Below are 17,296 nucleotides of genomic sequence, written 5' to 3'. Positions count from 1 at the left end.
CTCATGCATCCAAAGGAATGCACAGCAAGCGGGCGGCGTCGCGCGCAGCCTCGCATGCCTGGGCAAGCGTCTGCGCGGCAAAGGTAATGTGGCCCATTTTGCGGCCCGGCCGCGCCTCTTCCTTGCCATACAGATGCAGGCGCGCCGATGGCAAGGCCGTTACTTCGTGCCAGCGCGGCGTGATCGCGCGGTCGTGCTCAAACCACACGTCGCCCAGCACATTGAGCATTACCGCCGGGGAATGCTGGCGCGTGTCGCCCAGCGGCAGCCGCGTCATCGCCCGCACCTGCTGCTCGAACTGACTGGCAGCGCACGCGTCGATGGTGTAATGCCCGCTGTTGTGCGGGCGCGGCGCCATTTCGTTGGCCACCAGCGAGCCGTCGCGCAGCACGAAAAACTCCACGCACAGCACGCCGACGTAATCCATGCGGGCTGCGATCGCCTGCGCGGCATCGCGCGCAGCCTTCTGTACGATCTCGCTCGCATCGGGCGCCGGCACTGTGGTGGTGGCCAGAATGCCGTTGGCATGGACGTTCTGCGCAAGCGGGTACACGGCCATCGCACCATCAGCGCCGCGCGCAATCAGCACGGATACTTCGAACGCCAGCGCCAGGCGCTTTTCGAGCACGCACGCCACGCCGTTCATCGCCGCATGCGCGGCGCGCACGTCGGCCGCGCTCTCGACGCGAACCTGCCCCTTGCCGTCATAGCCGAGGCGGGCCGTCTTGAGAATGCCGGGCAGCACGCTGGCGAGCGCGGCATCGTCGAGCGCGGCCAGCGCTTCACCCGATTCAATCACCAGATGCGCAGCGACCGGCACGCCGCACCCGGCGATAAAGCGCTTTTCGGCAATGCGGTCCTGCGCGATGGCCACGCAACGGCCGGCCGGGCTGACGTTGACCTGGCGCGCCAGGAAATCGAGCGCCTGGGCCGGCACGTTTTCAAATTCGGTCGAGACGGCCTCGCACAGCGCCGCCAGCTCGGCCAGCGCTGCTTCATCGAGGTACGGCGCGCACAGATGGCGGTCGGCCACGGCGCTGGCCGGGCAGCGCGGATCGGGATCGAGCACGCAGACCTTGTATCCCATGGACTGGGCCGCGAAGCAGAACATGCGCCCTAATTGGCCGCCGCCCAACATGCCGAGCCAGGCACCCGGAAGAATCGGTTCAGGTTTCATCGTTTTTACGTGTGGGGTCGCCGCCTCCCGCGAGGCGGACGGTCAAACCGCCAACCTCAGGGCTGCGGCAACTGCATGGCGCGCGCCGCTTCGGTCTGGCGCGCGCGAAACTGTTCCAGGCGCTCGGCCAGATCGGCGTCGCCGGCGGCCAGCAAGGCGATCGCGCACAGCGCCGCATTGGCCGCGCCAGCCTCGCCGATGGCGAAGGTCGCCACCGGAATCCCTTTGGGCATTTGCACGATCGACAGCAGCGAGTCTTCGCCGCGCAGGTATTTGCTGGGCACCGGCACGCCCAGCACCGGCACGATCGTCTTGGCCGCCAGCATGCCCGGCAGGTGCGCGGCGCCGCCGGCGCCGGCAATGATCGCGCGCAGGCCGCGCGAGCGCGCCTGCTCGGCGTAACGGTACATGTCGTCGGGCATGCGGTGCGCCGAGACGACGCGCGCCTCGAACGGTATGCCGAATTCGCGCAGAATCGCGGCGGCGTGTTGCATCACGTCCCAGTCGGAACTGGAGCCCATCACGACGCCGACCAGCGGCGCCTGGGCAGACTGCGCCGCAGGTGCGGTGGCTTGTTCAGTAGCAGTCATGTTGGCGCCGCCCATTACTTCAAAGCCTGCCCAGTCAGCCGCTCGAGCGCTTCGCGGTATTTGGCGGCGGTCTTCTCGATCACATCGGCCGGCAGCTTGGGCGCGGGCGGCTCCTTTTTCCACGGCTGGGTTTCCAGCCAATCGCGCACGAACTGCTTGTCGAACGACGGCGGATTGCTGCCCACGGCGTAGGAGTCGGCAGGCCAGAAGCGCGACGAATCGGCGGTCAGGATTTCATCCATCAGATACAGCTGGCCCTGATCGTCCAGACCGAACTCGAACTTGGTATCGGCAATCAGGATGCCGCGCGTGGCCGCGTATTCGGCCGCCTCGCGATACAGCCGAATGCTGATGTCGCGGATGCGCTCGGCCAATGCCTGGCCGATGCGCCGTTGCATTTCGTCAAACGTGATGTTCTCGTCGTGATGCCCCATTTCAGCCTTGGCCGCCGGGGTGAAGATCGGCTCCGGCAAGCGCTGGGCGTTTTGCAGACCAGCCGGCAGCTTGACGCCGCAAACCGCGCCACTGGCTAGATAGTCTTTCCAGCCGCTGCCGGCCAGATAGCCGCGTACCACTGCCTCGACCAGGATCGGCTTGAGCCGCTTGACCACCATCGCCCGCCCTTCGACCTGGGCGGCTTCGTCGGCCGTGACCACACTGCGCGGCGCAATGCCCGTCAGGTGATTGGGCACGATGTGCCCCAGCCTGTCGAACCAGAACTCGGCCATTTGGTTGAGCACGCGGCCCTTGCCAGGAATCGGCTCGCCCATCACGACGTCGAACGCCGACAACCGGTCGGTGGTGACGATCAACAGTTTGTCGTCGCCGACGGCATAATTGTCGCGGACCTTGCCGCGCGAGAGCAGCGGCAGGCTGGTGAGGTGGGATTCGTAGAGAGCGGGGATGGCGTTGGCAGTCACGGCGGGCTCGTTCAAGAGGGAGCAAAGAGCGAATTATACTCGTCAGCCGCCAAAATGCCGCCCGCGCCTGGACTGCAGCGCTGGCGAAAAACCCCTCGCAGGCCGTCCGCCCGGGAGGGATCTTCCTGCGTGGCCGGGCGCGCTGCCCGGCCGCGATCTGCTGCTATCGAGTTACTGGACGATCTGCGCGAGCTCGCCCTTGGCATAGCGCTCGGCCATTTTTTCGAGCGCCACCGGTTTGATCCGGGCACCTTGCCCTTCGCAGCCAAACGCCAGATAGCGCGCCTTGCAAATTTGCTTGGCGGCTTCGCGGGCCGGCTTCAGATAGTCGCGCGGATCGAACTTGCCCGGATTCTCGAACATGAAGCGGCGCACCGCACCGGTCATCGCGAGGCGGATATCGGTGTCGATGTTGACCTTGCGCACGCCGTGCTTGATGCCTTCCTGGATTTCCTCGACCGGCACCCCGTAGGTTTCCTTCATGTCGCCGCCGAACTGGCGAATCTCGGCCAGCAGTTCCTGCGGCACCGACGACGAGCCGTGCATCACCAGATGGGTATTTGGGATGCGGCGGTGGATTTCCTTGATGCGCTCGATGGCGAGAATGTCGCCAGTCGGCTTGCGGCTGAATTTATAGGCGCCGTGCGAGGTGCCGATGGCGATGGCCAGGGCGTCACATTGCGTCTGCTTGACGAAATCGGCGGCCTGGTCGGGGTCGGTCAGCAATTGCTCGCGGGTCATCGTGCCCTCGGCGCCGTGCCCGTCCTCCTTGTCACCCTTCATGGTTTCGAGCGAGCCCAGCACGCCCAGTTCGGCTTCGACCGTCACGCCGATCGCGTGCGAGAACGCCACCACCTGGCGCGACACCTCGACGTTGTATTCATACGTGGCAACCGATTTGCCGTCGGCCTGGAGCGAACCGTCCATCATCACGCTGGTAAAGCCGCTGCGGATCGCCGCCATGCAGACCGCCGGCGACTGGCCGTGATCCTGGTGCATCACGACCGGCACGTGCGGATAGGCTTCGACCGCAGCATCGATCAAATGACGCAAGAACGCCTCGCCGGCGTATTTGCGAGCTCCGGCCGAGGCCTGCATGATGACCGGCGCGCCGACTTCATCGGCCGCGGCCATGATGGCCTGCACCTGCTCGAGGTTATTGACGTTGAAGGCCGGCAAGCCGTAGCTGTGCTCGGCGGCGTGGTCAAGCAGTTGCCGCATGGATACGAGAGGCATGGTTATCTCCTTGATACAAATAAATTCAGTCGCGAATCGGCCAATGGCGCTCGTGCGCGCGTTTCAGACTCGCCCGACCTGGACGATTTTCAGGGTGTTGCTGCCGCCCGGCTGCCCCATCGGTTCACCCACGGTGAGCACGACGGTATCGCCGCGCCGCACGATACCGTGCTCGAGCAGCAATTGCTCGGCCTGCTTGAGCGCGACATCGCGATCAAGGCTGGCGTCGGCATGCAGCGGCCGGACGTTGCGATATAGCGCCATCTTGCGTTCGCTGGCAACCTGCGGCGTGAGCGCGAAGATCGGCACGTGGATCTTGTGACGGCTCATCCAGAGCGCGGTGGCGCCGGATTCGGTGAGCGCGACGATCGCTTTGGCGCGCAGGTGGTGGGCGGTGAACAAGGCGCCTGCCGCAATCGATTGGTCGATGCGGGTAAAGGTCTGGTCCATGAAATCGTGATCGAGTTCCACGTGCTCCGACTTTTCGGCTTCCAGGCAAACCGCGGCCATGGTCTCGACGGTTTCGATCGGATACTTGCCCGCGGCGGTTTCGGCGGAGGTCATGACGGCATCGGTGCCGTCGAGCACCGCGTTGGCGACATCGGACACTTCGGCGCGCGTGGGCACCGGATTGTGGATCATCGACTCCATCATCTGGGTCGCCGTGATGACCACCTTGTTGGCCTCCCGCGCCATGCGGATCATGCGTTTTTGCAGCGCCGGCACCGCCGCGTTGCCGACCTCGATGGCCAGATCGCCGCGTGCGACCATGATGCCGTCGGACGCACCGAGAATTTCCGCCAGCGCCGGAATCGCCTCGGCGCGCTCGATCTTGGCGATCATGTGCGGCCTGATGCCATGCGGCGCACCGGCGATATTGGCCAGTTGCCGCGCCATCTCCATGTCGGTGGCACTTTTCGGAAACGACACCGCGACGAAATCGGCCTTCAGGGCCATCGCTGTCCTGATGTCTTCCATATCCTTGGCCGTCAGCGCCGGCGCGGTCAGCCCGCCGCCCTGGCGATTGATGCCCTTATTGTTCGACAGCTCGCCGCCCACCTTGACGGTGGTGAAGATCTGGCTGCCCATGACGCGCTCGACCACCAGTTCGATCAGGCCATCGTTGAGCAGCAGCTTGTCGCCCGGCTTGACGTCGCGCGGCAAATCGACGTAATCGAGCCCAACCCGCTCCTGGTCGCCGAGCTCGCACGTTGCATCGAGAACGAAGCTTGCCCCCGCCGCGAGCACGACCTTGCCGTGCTCGAACTTGCCGACGCGGATCTTGGGCCCCTGCAGGTCGGCCATGATCGCCACTTCACGCCCAACCCGGCGAGCGGCGTCGCGCACCATCGTGGCCCGATCGATATGGTCCTGCGCGGTGCCGTGCGAGAAGTTCAGCCGCACCACGTCGACCCCAGCGGCGATCATGCGTTCGAGCACATCCGGTGCGCTGGAGGCCGGTCCGATGGTGGCAACGATCTTGGTGGCGCGTTTCAATACGTCAACATCCATCTTGTCGTCCTCATGGTGCACTGCGGGAAACCGGCACGAAGCGCCGGCAAAGCGTTCAAGCACGTTTTTCCAGGATTTCGACGGCCGGCAGTTTCCGACCTTCGAGGAACTCCAGGAATGCGCCGCCGCCAGTTGAAATATAGTCAATTTGGCCGGCGATCCCGTATTTGGCAATCGCCGCCAGCGTGTCGCCGCCGCCGGCGATCGAGAAAGCCTGTGACGCGGCAATCGCGCGAGCCAGCGTTTCGGTCCCGTGACCGAACTGATCGAATTCGAACACGCCGACCGGGCCGTTCCAGACGACCGTGCCCGCTTTGGCGAGTTGTTCGGCAAGCGCTTGCGCGGATTTCGGACCGATGTCGAGAATCAAGTCGTCAGGCGCGACGTCGGGGGCGTCCTTGACGGTAGCTGCCGCGTCGGCGCTGAACTCCTTCGCACACACGACGTCCACCGGGATCGGCACGGACGCACCGCGCCTGGCCATGGTGTCGATGATCGACCTGGCCTGTTCGACCAGATCGGCCTCGGCCAGCGACTTGCCGATCGGCAGGCCCGCGGCCAGCATGAAGGTGTTGGCGATGCCGCCGCCGACGATCAGTTGATCGACCTTGTCGGCCAGCGACTGCAGGATGGTGAGCTTGGTCGACACCTTGGAGCCGGCGACAATGGCCACCAGCGGCCTCGCCGGCTGGTCGAGCGCCTTGCCCAGCGCATCGAGTTCGGCCGCCAGCAGCGGGCCGGCACAGGCTACCGGCGCGTATTGGGCGATGCCATAGGTCGTGGCCTCGGCGCGATGTGCCGTGCCGAACGCATCGTTCACATAGATATCGCACAGCTTGGCCATCTTGCGTGCCAACTCGTCGTTATTCTTTTTCTCGCCCTTGTTCAGCCGGCAGTTTTCCAACAGTACCACTTGCCCTGGCGCGACCTCGAAACCGCCGTCGACCCATTGGCTGACCAGCTTGACCTCACAGCCCAACAGTTCGGACAGCCGCACCGCCACCGGCGCCAGGGAGTCTTCGGGCTTGAACTCGCCCTCGGTCGGGCGGCCCAGGTGCGAGCTCACCATCACTGCGGCACCCGCCTTGCGGCACATCTCGATGGCCGGCACCGAAGCGCGTATCCGCGTATCTTCGGTAATGTTGCCATGATCGTCTTGCGGCACATTCAGGTCGGCGCGGATAAAGACACGTTGGCCGGCAACTTTGCCCTGGGCAATCAAATCGGAAAGACGCAAAACAGTGGACATGGCAAGGAAAGGAGATGAGTCGAAAAAACGACCATTTTACCTGAACCCCTATCCATAAAACGCGAATCGGGGCGACATATCGTCGTCCCGGAATCTGCTACAGATAAAGACGGGCGACGGTAAATACGGTCATGCCGAGCAGAATCATCTCGAGCATCTTGCGCCGCCACGCGTACCAGGCGATCGCAAACACGCCGCTGATCAGTTGGGGATTGCCGATCGAGAACATGAATCGGTCGTGCCAGAGCAACGTATCGGGCACCACAATGGCCGCGAGCGCGGCCGCCGGGGCGTAACGCAGCGCCCGCTGCACGCGCGCCGGCAGCACCACGCGTTCGCCCGCCAGCAAAAAGCCGGCACGAAGCAGAATCGTCACCACCATCATGGCGACGATGGCCAGCCAGATCTCCCAGGTACTCATGAACGCTCCTCCAGCTTTTTGCCGGATGTGGCCATCGCATTGATCTGGCGCAGCCTGGCGCGCTCTATGATCTCGTCGCAGGCCATGCCGGCGGCGATCGCCGCGGCTACCGCGAGCAGCAGACTGAGCCGGTAAGGCAGGTTGAAGGCCAGCAGCACCAGCACCGACGAGACCACCACGGCCAGTGCGGTCGAGCGATTGACGATGGTGTGCACCAGTACCGGAATCAACGCCAGCGTACCGGCGAATTCGAGCCCCCAGGAATTCGGGATGGCGCTGGCCAATAGAATGCCAAGTATCGACGAGACCTGCCAGGCGAGCCAATTCGTCAGCGTCACACCGTAATAGAAGCTTTCCTTGCCTGGCACCGGGCCTGGCTCATACCCCTGGCGCATGAACATGACGAAAGCGATGTCGCCGTTGAGAAAACCAAGGATGATGCGTCGCCACATCGGCAAATGCGCAAAGTGAGGCTGCAGACCCGCGCTGAAGATCAGAAAACGCAGGTTTACCATCGCCGAGGTCAGCAAAATCATCCACAGTGGCAGGTTGGCGGCAAATAGCGGCAACGTGGCCAGTTGGGCAGAGCCGGCATACACCAGCAGCGACATACCGATTGCCTGTCCCAAGGTCAGCGAGGATTTGCTCATGGCGATGCCGGTCACCAGCCCCCATGAGAAAACTGCCATCGCCGTGGGAGAAATCACTCGCATGCCGGCCAGGAAGGCGCGGCGTTCAAATTCGGGCAGGCGGTTCAGCATAGGGTGGCCGGCGGCACGCGGCCCGAGCGGGTGGGCGCGGCAGGTGGGACGGCTTGTCTCGTTTCATTGTGAGCGGAATGTCGGGCATTATAGCGAAGGTAAGCGACCGCTTAATAGCGTTCGCCGCTATGTTGTCGCACGCTGGCAACGCCCGGCGCGGGCAGGCCAAGCGGCGACAACCAGCCCGCAAGGCGGGCGGCTGTTTTACAATAGCGGTCTACGGAATCGCGCGCTCGACGCGCGTTCCAACGATCAAGATACCGCCCCCTTTCACTGGAGATCACTATGTCAATGGCCGACCGCGACGGCAAAATCTGGATGGACGGCAAGCTCATCGAGTGGCGCGATGCGAAGATTCACGTCCTGACCCACACTTTGCACTATGGCATGGGCGTCTTCGAGGGCGTGCGCGCCTACCAGACCACCGAGGGCACGGCGATCTTCCGCCTCAAGGAACACACCCGGCGGCTGTTCAACTCCGCCAAGATTTTCCAGATGGTCGTGCCGTTCGACCAGGCCACCATCGCCAACGCGCAACTCGAGGTGGTGCGCGCCAACCAGTTGCAATCCTGCTACATCCGACCGATCATCTGGGTCGGCTCCGAAAAGCTCGGCGTCTCGGCCAAGGGCAACACCATCCACGTGGCGATTGCTGCCTGGCCGTGGGGCGCCTACCTGGGCGAAGAAGGCATGGCGCAGGGCATTCGCGTCAAGACCTCATCGTTCCAACGCCATCACGTGAACGTATCACTGGTGCGCGCCAAGGCCTGCGCCTGGTATGCGAACTCGATTCTGGCCAATCAGGAAGCGACCACCGACGGCTACGACGAAGCGCTGTTGCTCGATACCGACGGCTATGTCTCGGAGGGCTCTGGCGAGAATGTGTTCATCGTGCGCGACGGCAAGATCTATACGCCGGATCTGGCCTCCTGCCTGGACGGCATCACGCGCGACGCGGTGATGACGCTGGCACGCGATCATGGCATTCCGGTCATTGAAAAGCGCATCACGCGCGACGAAATGTACTGTGCCGACGAAGCCTTCTTCACCGGCACCGCCGCCGAGGTCACCCCGATTCGAGAACTGGACAACCGCACGATCGGCGAAGGCCGGCGCGGCCCGATCACGGAGAAGCTGCAAAGCGCCTTTTTCGACGTGGTGGGAGGCAAGAATCCCAAATACAAAGAGTGGCTCACTAAAGTCTAACCAATAACAAGCAGCCGGCGACATCTCCGATGCGCCGGCCATTCCGTCCTTTTCTCGAGGCCCCCAATGAGTGCTGTAAAAGAAATGCCGCTGGTCGAAGTCGGCGCCGAAGATTTGCCTGTACATTGCCCGAATCCCCGCATGGAACTGTGGAACGAGCATCCGCGCGTGTTCATCGACGTGATGCACGGCGAAGCTGCCTGCCCCTATTGCGGCACGCGTTACCGCCTGAAAGAAGGCGCCGTAGTGAAAGGCCATCATTGAAAGCCTATCGCCCCTCCAGCCGGACACGTGCTGCGAGGCACAATGCATAAAGCTCTGGTAATCGCCCCCAATTGGATCGGCGATGCACTGATGGCCCAACCGCTGTTCGTGCTGCTCAAACGGCTTCACCCCCGCTTGCAGATCGACGCCATTGCGCCGGGTTGGGTGGCTCCCATCCTCGAGCGCATGCCGGAGGTCGACCGCGTCGTCGCGACCGATCTGGCGCATGGCAAACTGCAGCCGCTGGCTCGCTGGCAGCTCGCCGGCGCCCTGGCCGACGAGCAGTACGACGCGGCCTATGTACTGCCGAATTCGTTCAAGTCGGCGCTGATTCCGTGGCTCGCTCGTATCCCGCTGCGCATCGGCTACACCGGTGAGCAGCGCTACGGCCTGCTCAATGTGCGGCATGCCAATCCGCCCAAGACCGAACGCCCGCCGATGGTGCGTCATTATGCAGCGCTGGCGTTCGCGCCAGGCGCCAGCCTCCCGGCCGACTTGCCGACACCGCGCATCGAGTCCGACCTGAACGAGTCGGCGCGCGTTTATCAGCGTTTTGGCCTGGACTTGCGCGTGCCGCTGGTCGTGTTTTGCCCTGGTGCCGAATATGGTCCGGCCAAGCGCTGGCCAAGCGGGCATTTCGCGGCACTGGCGCAATTGGTCAGGCGCTCGTTTCCCTATACGCAGATTATCGCGCTGGGGTCCGCCAAAGATGGGGCGCTGGCGCAGGAAATCGCCGCCGCGGCCCCGTTCGTGCAAAATTTGTGCGGCCAGACCTCTTTATCGGAAGCCTGTGCGATACTCGGACGGGCGAATGCCGTGGTCAGCAATGACTCCGGGCTGATGCACGTGACGGCCGCCCTGCGGCGGCCGCAAATCGCGCTGTTCGGTTCTTCCGACCCGCGTCACACGCCGCCGCTGTCGAGCGCCGCACACGTGCTTTGGCTCCACTTGGATTGCAGCCCATGTTTTGCACGCGAATGCCCGCTCGGTCACCTGCGCTGCCTGAACGAGCTCACGCCGGAGCATGCGTTCGCCAACCTACGCAATTTGCTCCTGACGCAACGGTAACCACCATGCCTCGCTTCGTTCGCCTCTTCGACGCCGCCACAGACACGATCACCGCCTTTTACGACGCGCTGCGCCGCGGCCAGACCGACCAGGCGATGCTGCTTTGGGCCAACGAGGATTTCGTCAGCTATATCCGCCCCGACGGCATGCGGCTGGCAGGCCTCGAACAGATTCGCCAAGGCCTGGCCGAGCAACTTTCGCAAAGCGTCATCCTGATCGAGCCGGTGGAGACCGCCGAGTACGATACCGTCGGCACGGTGGTCCACACCGCCACCGAAGCGCTGCGCAGTGGCACCAGCGGGGGCGAGAGCGCGCCGACGGCGCCTACGCGCTTGATTCATACCACCTATGTATTGGTGCATGACGGCGGCGACTGGCGTTTCGCCCACATCCATTCCAGCCCGCTGCCGCAACCCGCGATCGAGCAATTCGGCTCGCTGATGCGCTCGCGCCCCGACGGGTTGCACTGACATGTCGGGCGTGTCGCCGAAGTATCTCACGGCACGAATCGATTATCGTGCGCCAGGCTGGCTGCCCGACGCCCACAGTCAAACGATCTACCCCGCCCTGTTCGGCCGCACGCCGACGGTCACCTACCGGCGCGAGGAATGGCACACACCGGACGGCGACTTCATCGACGTCGACTGGCTCGTGACACAGGGTGCGCCCACCCAGGAAACACCACTGGTAGTCCTGTTTCATGGGCTCGAGGGCGGATCCGGCAGCCATTACGCGCGCGCGCTCATGGCGGCGGTCAGTGCGCGCGGCTGGTGCGGCGTGGTACCGCATTTTCGCGGCTGCAGCGGGCGCTTGAACCAGGCACCGCGCTTTTACCATTCGGGCGACAGCGCCGAGGCCGATTGGATCCTGCGGCGACTGCACCGCCAGCATGCCGGCCCGATCTTCGCCGCCGGCGTCTCACTCGGCGGCAATGTGCTGCTGTGCTGGCTCGGGCGCCATGGCGCCGATGCCAACACAATCGTCGACGCAGCGTGCGCAATTTCCGCGCCGCTCGACCTGAATGCCGGCGGGACCGCGCTCGGGCAGGGCTTCAATCGCATTTACACACGCAATTTCCTGGCCACACTCAAGAAAAAGTCGCTCGCCAAACTGCTTCAGTATCCCGGCCTGTTCGATCGCGAGGCCATGCTGGCCGCGCGCGATCTGGCCGCCTTCGATAACGTCGTCACCGCGCCACTGCATGGTTTTCGCGATACCCTCGACTATTGGACGCGAGCCTCCAGCAAACCCCTGCTGCCCGCCATTACCTTACCGACGCTGGTGCTCAACGCCCGCAACGATCCGTTCCTGCCTGGCGCGCACTTGCCCGGTCCGGCCCAAGTCGGTGCGCACGTCGAGTTGCTGCAGCCGGCTCAGGGCGGACACGTCGGATTCATGACGCCTCCTTTTCCGGGACGTCTGTCGTGGCTACCGGGCACCGTGCTCGACTACTTCGGAAAATTCATTCGCGATGGACGAGATCGTCAAGCAAGCGCTGGCCAAATGGCCTAACGTACCTCACTGCTTTGGCTGGCTGGCGCTTGACCGGCGCGGCGTCTGGCGCATGCGAGACGAAGCCGCGCAGCGCGCCGGCCATCTGGGCGAGCCGATCCGGCACACCGCCTTGAACGGCTTCATCAATCGGAACTACGGCCGCGATGACTCGGGCCAGTGGTATTTCCAGAATGGCCCGCAGCGGGTCTACGTTGAATTGGCTTACACGCCGTTCGTGCTGCGGCTCGATTGGCGCGACGAAACACCCACGCTGACCGATCAGACAGGTGAGCCCTTCGAGCCTGTCGCGTGCCTGCTCGACGATGAAGGGAATGTGCTGTTCGAGAGCGCGGCCACGGCGGGCGCATCGGCACACATCGGCGTGCTGCACGATCACGATCTCGGGTTGTTGGCGGAACACGACGCCCTGCCCGACGAGCTGCCCGCGCCGCCCCATGAGGCGCGGCTGCGCTGGGGAGCCATCCGCACGCTGCCGTTGCGCGCCGTCGCGCGTGCCAGTTTGCCTGCGCGCTACGGCTATGAGCCGCACCCCGCGGCGAAACCGCCGCAGACTATCGACACGCCTGAATGAACCGCGCGCCAATGCGCGCTGTTATGATGAGCGCCATCCGAATCGCCTCCGCACAACTTCAGTTCCATGGCAAATCTCACCCATTTCGACGCCGCCGGCCAAGCCCACATGGTCGACGTTGGCACTAAAGACGTCACGCACCGCGTCGCGGTCGCGCGCGGCACGATCGTCATGCAGCCGCAAACGTTGCAACTGATCCGCAGCGGCTCCGCCAAAAAGGGCGACGTTCTTGGCGTGGCGCGCATCGCAGCGATTCAGGGGGCCAAACGCACCGCTGACCTGATCCCCCTGTGCCATCCGCTGGCGCTCACGCGCGTGACGGTGGAGTTTTTGCTCGACGACGCAACCAGTGCCGTACACTGCCGCGCCCAGGTCGAAACACTGGGCCGCACCGGCGTGGAGATGGAAGCGCTGACGGCCGTGCAGGTTGGGCTGCTCACCATCTACGATATGTGCAAGGCGGTAGACCGGGGAATGACCATGACCGATGTGCGCGTGCTGGAGAAGCACGGCGGGAAGTCGGGAGATTGGGTAGCGACAGCGTAGCGTTCGCTGCGACACGCCTCAAAAAGCGGCACATAAAAAAGCTCGCGTTCTCACGCGAGCTTTTTCATGACTGGGGCGCCTGTTGCCAGCCGCCCCCGGCACATGCCGGATATTACATATCCATGCCCATGCCGCCCATGCCGCCCATGCCACCGGGCATGCCGCCGGGCATACCGGCATCTTCCTTCGGCAATTCTGCGACGGCGCAGTCGGTCGTCAGCAGCAAGCCGGCCACGGAAGCGGCGTTTTGCAGCGCGGTACGGGTAACCTTGGTCGGGTCAACCACGCCCATTTCCACCAGATCACCGTACTCGCCGGTCGCGGCGTTGTAGCCGAAATTACCCTTGCCTTCGATCACGCGAGCCACCACCACGCTGGCTTCTTCGCCACCGTTGCTCACGATTTGGCGCAGCGGTTCTTCCATCGCACGCAGCACGATCTTCACGCCGGCATCCTGATCGGCATTGTCGCCCTTGACGGCCGCGATCGCGGTACGGGCGCGCAGCAGCGCAACACCGCCGCCGGGGACGATACCCTCTTCCACGGCTGCACGGGTAGCATGCAATGCATCTTCCACACGCGCTTTCTTTTCCTTCATCTCGACTTCGGTAGCAGCACCGACCTTGATCACTGCCACACCGCCAGCCAGCTTGGCCACACGTTCTTGCAGCTTTTCGCGATCGTAGTCGCTGGTCGCTTCTTCGATCTGCACGCGCACTTGCTTGACGCGCGCCTCGATGCTCTTGGCGTCGCCCGCACCGTCGATGATGATGGTGTTTTCCTTGCCGATTTCGATGCGCTTGGCCTGGCCGAGGTCTTGCAGCGTCGCTTTTTCGAGGGTCAGGCCCACTTCTTCAGCGATCACCGAACCACCGGTCAGGATGGCGATGTCTTCCAGCATGGCTTTGCGACGATCGCCGAAGCCCGGGGCCTTGACGGCGCAGGTCTTCAGAATGCCGCGGATGTTGTTGACCACCAGCGTCGCCAGGGCTTCGCCTTCGACGTCTTCAGCGATGATCAGCAGCGGACGACCGGCCTTGGCCACTTGCTCCAGGATCGGCAGCAGATCGCGGATGTTCGAAATCTTCTTGTCGAACAGCAGCACAAACGGGTTTTCCAGAACGGCGACTTGCTTGTCCGGATTGTTGATGAAATACGGCGACAGGTAGCCACGGTCGAATTGCATGCCTTCGACGACATCCAACTCGTCAGCCAGCGACTTGCCGTCTTCAACGGTGATCACGCCTTCCTTGCCGACCTTGTCCATCGCTTCGGCGATGCGCTCGCCGATCGACGAATCGCTGTTGGCCGAAATCGAGCCGACCTGCGCGATTTCCTTGCTGGTCGTGCAGGGCTTGCTGGCCTTGTGCAATTCCTCGACTGCTGCAGCGACCGCCTTGTCGATGCCGCGCTTCAGATCCATCGGGTTCATGCCCGAAGCCACATACTTCATGCCTTCGCGAACGATCGACTGAGCCAGCACGGTTGCCGTGGTGGTCCCGTCACCGGCGTTATCGCTGGTCTTGGAAGCCACTTCCTTGACCATTTGCGCGCCCATGTTCTGCAGCTTGTCTTTCAGTTCGATTTCCTTGGCGACCGACACACCGTCCTTGGTCACCGTCGGACCACCGAAGCTGCGCTCCAGCACAACGTTACGACCCTTCGGGCCGAGCGTCACTTTCACTGCGTTCGCGAGGATATTGACGCCTTCGACCATCTTGGCGCGCGCGGCATCACCAAATACGACTTCTTTTGCTGCCATAACATTAACTCCTTGAATTCTTTGCGAAATAGGTCAAGTAGACGCTTACTTGTTGACCACGGCCATCAGATCTTCTTCGCGCATCACCAGCAACTCCTGGCCGTCGATCTTGACGCTTTGGCCGGCATATTTGCCGAACAGCACACGATCACCGACTTTCACGTCCAGCGCCATCAAATTGCCCTTGTCGTCTTTCTTGCCCGGGCCGACAGCCAGGATCTCGCCCTGATCAGGCTTTTCGGCGGCTGCCTCGGGAATAACGATACCGGAAGCGGTCTTCGTTTCATTGTCCAGGCGCTTGACGATGACGCGGTCATGCAAGGGACGAAGGTTCATACAAACTCCTCTTCTCTAGTGAAATTGCCAAACCGGAATATGCAAAATAATGCACATTCATTGAATTCAGAATTGTTAGCACTCTACGCCAACGAGTGCTAATTATAGGGACGGGGTTTTGCAATTTCAAGGCAAGAAGCAGGGGAAAGTGCAAATTCTTTTGTTGTCGAGATTCATGTCGAGATTCACTTAACTTTGAACTCTGTTCACTTAACTTTGAACTGCCGGGCTGGACTTAGTAGCTCGGCAAAATCACATTTCTCATTAAAAACAATAATTTACGGTGGAACTTAGTGGTCAACCGGGTGCGAACATCGCCTGACGCAGGGCGCCATCCACCTATTGTCGAGATTCACCCGACATTGAGCTACCTGCTTTCCCGTTCATTCAACGTTGAAATTTGAAGAGCACCTCGGCCAATTCGCGCACTGGCGAACGGCTCTCATCGGTAGAGTCGAGATGTGGCGCGGTAGCGGTAGGCTCGGTTTGTCTGTTGCCGCCCCTTTCGTCTGGCGGTGCCCGAGTAACGTCGCCGTAACCCCGTTTCCACATCCCGCTCATCGAACCCAGCGTGCAGATCTCCCGCACTGGGCTCTCGGACAAGACTTCACACCTTCGTACACGGCAGGTTACCGCCAAGGCCCCGTCAGACGCACGAGACCGAAGTGTCCGTAGAGGTGCGAGGATGGATAGCTCCCGCCCCTGCGACGCCTGAGCTTGTACTTGTTGCGTAACCACCGGCGCAACCGCGCAGCAGTGTAGTTGTCGAGCGCCCGATACGCGCGCCGGTCCGTTCCTACGTTGAAGTAGTTCGCCCAGCCGCGTAGCGTGCGATTCAACTTGTCCACCAGCTCCGTGGTCGCCTGCCACACCGTCTTGAGGGCAGTCATTGCATGAATCTTTTCGACCATGCGCCGGATACTCTTCTTCGACGGGCGCATACCCATACGGGCCTGGCCAGTCGTCGGTGAGTACATCTGCCCAAACGTGTAACCCAAGAAGTCGAATTCACCTTCCGGGACCTTGCAGATTCTTGTCTTCTCCTCGTTGACCGTCAACTTTAGTTTGCCCATGATCTCGCGCAGTTTCAGCAGAGCCTCTTCGGCCTTGCCTCTCTTGCACAGGATCACGAGATCATCCGCGTAGGTCACGATGCGGCTGCCAAGACTGCGCTGAAGTCCGAGCTTCTTCCATGCCAGCACGAACCGGCGCATGTAGACATTTGCCAGCAGTGGTGAGATGGGAGAGCCCTGTGGGATACCTCGCCGGCTGTCTCTGGCCTCCGTCGTGCGTTTCTTCCGGCCTCGGTTGTCGGTTTCTTCAACGGGGCATTCCAGCCACATCTTGATCAGATGCAGCACACGCCGATCAACGATGCGTCGCGTGAGCGACAACATCAATTCGGCATGTGGAATACTTCCGAAGTAGTCCGCCAGGTCAGCGTCAACGACGTCCGTTTGCCCTCGGTGCAGCCGCTCCTCCACCTCGATTACCGCTTGCTGGGCGTTTCGCCCTGGGCGGTAAGCGTACTGCTCTGGCGGAAGGTCCGCTTCGAAGATCGGTTCGAGCACCAGCATCGCTGCTGTCATGCACACCCGATCCCGCAGGGTCGAGATCCCTAGCGGCCTCAGCTTGCCATTGGCCTTCGGGATAAACACTCTTCTGATAGGGTCCGGCCGGTAAGTCTCCTGCCTGAGCGCAAGCGCCAGTTCGCCGAGCCATTTCTGCACCCCGTACGCTTCGACCTCCGCGAAGTCCTGACGATCGACACCCGGTGCGCCCTTATTCGAGCGGCATTGGGCGTACGCATGCGCCAACACATCCTCGCGGTAGATTTTGTCGTACAGCGCGTAGAAGCGATACCCGGCTTCTGCCTTCGCTTTCGCGTGTAACGCCATCTGCAGCTTCTGAACACGAATCGGAGTTGATAGGTTGCCCAATCTCCACGTCCTCACTACGTATTGCGTCTGTCTTGAACTGAGGCCCCTTCCCTCCACCAGCATTACACCGGCTTCAGCGGTATTACGAGCCTCTCCGTCATCCCAAGGCGCCCGGCCTGTCCCTCACGGGCGTCCGGTTGGTCATCCCTGACCACGCCAAGGGACTTCCCGTGTTGCGTACGCTTTCCTTGTGTACATGCTGTCGCCACTACCCCGGCGCAG

The 17,296-nt window shown here is 62.6% G+C and carries 18 protein-coding genes; 7 read left to right on the top strand and 11 right to left on the bottom strand.

The features are described 5' to 3' along the window. Position 1: 1 nt before the first annotated feature. The 8 genes from EPN80_RS06560 to EPN80_RS06525 form a co-directional block, all read right to left on the bottom strand. Complete coding sequence (locus EPN80_RS06560; protein WP_293024984.1) at positions 2 to 1,177, bottom strand: 5-(carboxyamino)imidazole ribonucleotide synthase; 1,176 nt, start codon at positions 1,175 to 1,177, stop codon at positions 2 to 4. A gap of 56 nt (positions 1,178 to 1,233) precedes the next feature. After that, entirely contained in the window at positions 1,234 to 1,767 is a 534-nt protein-coding gene (purE, locus tag EPN80_RS06555; protein WP_293024982.1) for a 5-(carboxyamino)imidazole ribonucleotide mutase, read from the bottom strand. A 14-nt stretch (positions 1,768 to 1,781) separates the two neighbouring features. Beyond that, on the bottom strand, positions 1,782 to 2,672 hold the full coding sequence (locus EPN80_RS06550; protein ID WP_293025078.1) for a phosphoribosylaminoimidazolesuccinocarboxamide synthase: 891 nt from the start codon (positions 2,670 to 2,672) through the stop codon (positions 1,782 to 1,784). 186 nt (positions 2,673 to 2,858) lie between these two features. Further along, positions 2,859 to 3,923, bottom strand: a complete 1,065-nt coding sequence (gene fba, locus EPN80_RS06545; RefSeq protein WP_293024980.1) for a class II fructose-bisphosphate aldolase — start codon at positions 3,921 to 3,923, stop codon at positions 2,859 to 2,861. 63 nt (positions 3,924 to 3,986) lie between these two features. Beyond that, entirely contained in the window at positions 3,987 to 5,420 is a 1,434-nt protein-coding gene (gene pyk, locus EPN80_RS06540) for a pyruvate kinase (protein WP_293025076.1), read from the bottom strand. A gap of 70 nt (positions 5,421 to 5,490) precedes the next feature. After that, on the bottom strand, positions 5,491 to 6,684 hold the full coding sequence (locus EPN80_RS06535; RefSeq protein ID WP_293024978.1) for a phosphoglycerate kinase: 1,194 nt from the start codon (positions 6,682 to 6,684) through the stop codon (positions 5,491 to 5,493). A gap of 97 nt (positions 6,685 to 6,781) precedes the next feature. After that, positions 6,782 to 7,105, bottom strand: coding sequence for an AzlD domain-containing protein (locus tag EPN80_RS06530; RefSeq protein ID WP_293024976.1), 324 nt, complete (start codon positions 7,103 to 7,105; stop codon positions 6,782 to 6,784). Continuing rightward, positions 7,102 to 7,866 (bottom strand): AzlC family ABC transporter permease, encoded by a 765-nt coding sequence (locus EPN80_RS06525; protein ID WP_293024974.1) that lies wholly within the window; start codon positions 7,864 to 7,866, stop codon positions 7,102 to 7,104. The genes EPN80_RS06530 and EPN80_RS06525 overlap by 4 nt, the downstream gene beginning before the upstream one ends. Before the next feature lie 285 nt (positions 7,867 to 8,151). On the opposite strand from EPN80_RS06525, the gene EPN80_RS06520 reads away from it, so the two are divergent. From EPN80_RS06520 to moaC, 7 genes are all read left to right on the top strand, one after another. Further along, entirely contained in the window at positions 8,152 to 9,072 is a 921-nt protein-coding gene (locus EPN80_RS06520) for a branched-chain amino acid transaminase (RefSeq protein ID WP_293024972.1), read from the top strand. 66 nt (positions 9,073 to 9,138) lie between these two features. Beyond that, positions 9,139 to 9,336 carry a zinc-finger domain-containing protein gene (locus EPN80_RS06515; RefSeq protein ID WP_047216135.1) on the top strand — a complete coding sequence of 66 codons (198 nt, stop codon included), beginning with the start codon at positions 9,139 to 9,141 and terminating at the stop codon, positions 9,334 to 9,336. Positions 9,337 to 9,378: 42 nt separating this feature from the next. Then, entirely contained in the window at positions 9,379 to 10,404 is a 1,026-nt protein-coding gene (gene waaF / locus EPN80_RS06510; RefSeq protein ID WP_293024969.1) for a lipopolysaccharide heptosyltransferase II, read from the top strand. A 5-nt stretch (positions 10,405 to 10,409) separates the two neighbouring features. Then, positions 10,410 to 10,874: a nuclear transport factor 2 family protein gene (locus EPN80_RS06505; protein WP_293024967.1), complete on the top strand. Its 465-nt coding sequence runs from the start codon at positions 10,410 to 10,412 to the stop codon at positions 10,872 to 10,874. 1 nt (position 10,875) lies between these two features. Continuing rightward, positions 10,876 to 11,916, top strand: a complete 1,041-nt coding sequence (locus EPN80_RS06500; RefSeq protein WP_293024965.1) for a hydrolase — start codon at positions 10,876 to 10,878, stop codon at positions 11,914 to 11,916. Continuing rightward, a complete protein-coding gene (locus EPN80_RS06495) occupies positions 11,876 to 12,490 on the top strand; it encodes a DUF2946 family protein (RefSeq protein WP_293024963.1) in 615 nt (204 codons plus the stop codon). Before EPN80_RS06500 ends, EPN80_RS06495 begins: the two co-directional genes overlap by 41 nt. 66 nt (positions 12,491 to 12,556) lie before the next feature. Next, a complete protein-coding gene (gene moaC / locus EPN80_RS06490; protein WP_293024961.1) occupies positions 12,557 to 13,036 on the top strand; it encodes a cyclic pyranopterin monophosphate synthase MoaC in 480 nt (159 codons plus the stop codon). A 112-nt stretch (positions 13,037 to 13,148) separates the two neighbouring features. On the opposite strand, the gene groL is transcribed toward moaC, so the two are convergent. The 3 genes from groL to ltrA form a co-directional block, all read right to left on the bottom strand. Then, positions 13,149 to 14,798 carry a chaperonin GroEL gene (gene groL, locus EPN80_RS06485; RefSeq protein WP_293024959.1) on the bottom strand — a complete coding sequence of 550 codons (1,650 nt, stop codon included), beginning with the start codon at positions 14,796 to 14,798 and terminating at the stop codon, positions 13,149 to 13,151. Between the two features lie 45 nt (positions 14,799 to 14,843). Then, positions 14,844 to 15,134 carry a co-chaperone GroES gene (locus EPN80_RS06480; protein WP_293024957.1) on the bottom strand — a complete coding sequence of 97 codons (291 nt, stop codon included), beginning with the start codon at positions 15,132 to 15,134 and terminating at the stop codon, positions 14,844 to 14,846. Between the two features lie 629 nt (positions 15,135 to 15,763). Next, entirely contained in the window at positions 15,764 to 17,137 is a 1,374-nt protein-coding gene (ltrA, locus tag EPN80_RS06475) for a group II intron reverse transcriptase/maturase (protein ID WP_366469019.1), read from the bottom strand. Positions 17,138 to 17,296: the final 159 nt, after the last annotated feature.

The sequence above is a fragment of the Pandoraea sp. genome, from assembly GCF_004297875.1.
Classification (GTDB): Bacteria; Pseudomonadota; Gammaproteobacteria; order Burkholderiales; family Burkholderiaceae; genus Pandoraea.
This window is presented reverse-complemented; position numbering and strand designations above follow the sequence as displayed.

What these genes read in the sequence shown, in the direction of transcription:
- EPN80_RS06480 (WP_293024957.1), bottom strand. Translation starts at nt 15,134, where the DNA reads ATGAACCTTCGTCCCTTGCATGACCGCGTCATCGTCAAGCGCCTGGAC.
- ltrA (WP_366469019.1), bottom strand. Translation starts at nt 17,137, where the DNA reads ATGCTGGTGGAGGGAAGGGGCCTCAGTTCAAGACAGACGCAATACGTA.
- EPN80_RS06505 (WP_293024967.1), top strand. Translation starts at nt 10,410, where the DNA reads ATGCCTCGCTTCGTTCGCCTCTTCGACGCCGCCACAGACACGATCACC.
- groL (WP_293024959.1), bottom strand. Translation starts at nt 14,798, where the DNA reads ATGGCAGCAAAAGAAGTCGTATTTGGTGATGCCGCGCGCGCCAAGATG.
- purE (WP_293024982.1), bottom strand. Translation starts at nt 1,767, where the DNA reads ATGACTGCTACTGAACAAGCCACCGCACCTGCGGCGCAGTCTGCCCAG.
- EPN80_RS06535 (WP_293024978.1), bottom strand. Translation starts at nt 6,684, where the DNA reads ATGTCCACTGTTTTGCGTCTTTCCGATTTGATTGCCCAGGGCAAAGTT.
- waaF (WP_293024969.1), top strand. Translation starts at nt 9,379, where the DNA reads ATGCATAAAGCTCTGGTAATCGCCCCCAATTGGATCGGCGATGCACTG.
- EPN80_RS06525 (WP_293024974.1), bottom strand. Translation starts at nt 7,866, where the DNA reads ATGCTGAACCGCCTGCCCGAATTTGAACGCCGCGCCTTCCTGGCCGGC.
- EPN80_RS06495 (WP_293024963.1), top strand. Translation starts at nt 11,876, where the DNA reads ATGGACGAGATCGTCAAGCAAGCGCTGGCCAAATGGCCTAACGTACCT.
- EPN80_RS06560 (WP_293024984.1), bottom strand. Translation starts at nt 1,177, where the DNA reads ATGAAACCTGAACCGATTCTTCCGGGTGCCTGGCTCGGCATGTTGGGC.
- EPN80_RS06530 (WP_293024976.1), bottom strand. Translation starts at nt 7,105, where the DNA reads ATGAGTACCTGGGAGATCTGGCTGGCCATCGTCGCCATGATGGTGGTG.
- EPN80_RS06500 (WP_293024965.1), top strand. Translation starts at nt 10,876, where the DNA reads ATGTCGGGCGTGTCGCCGAAGTATCTCACGGCACGAATCGATTATCGT.
- fba (WP_293024980.1), bottom strand. Translation starts at nt 3,923, where the DNA reads ATGCCTCTCGTATCCATGCGGCAACTGCTTGACCACGCCGCCGAGCAC.
- EPN80_RS06515 (WP_047216135.1), top strand. Translation starts at nt 9,139, where the DNA reads ATGAGTGCTGTAAAAGAAATGCCGCTGGTCGAAGTCGGCGCCGAAGAT.
- moaC (WP_293024961.1), top strand. Translation starts at nt 12,557, where the DNA reads ATGGCAAATCTCACCCATTTCGACGCCGCCGGCCAAGCCCACATGGTC.
- EPN80_RS06520 (WP_293024972.1), top strand. Translation starts at nt 8,152, where the DNA reads ATGTCAATGGCCGACCGCGACGGCAAAATCTGGATGGACGGCAAGCTC.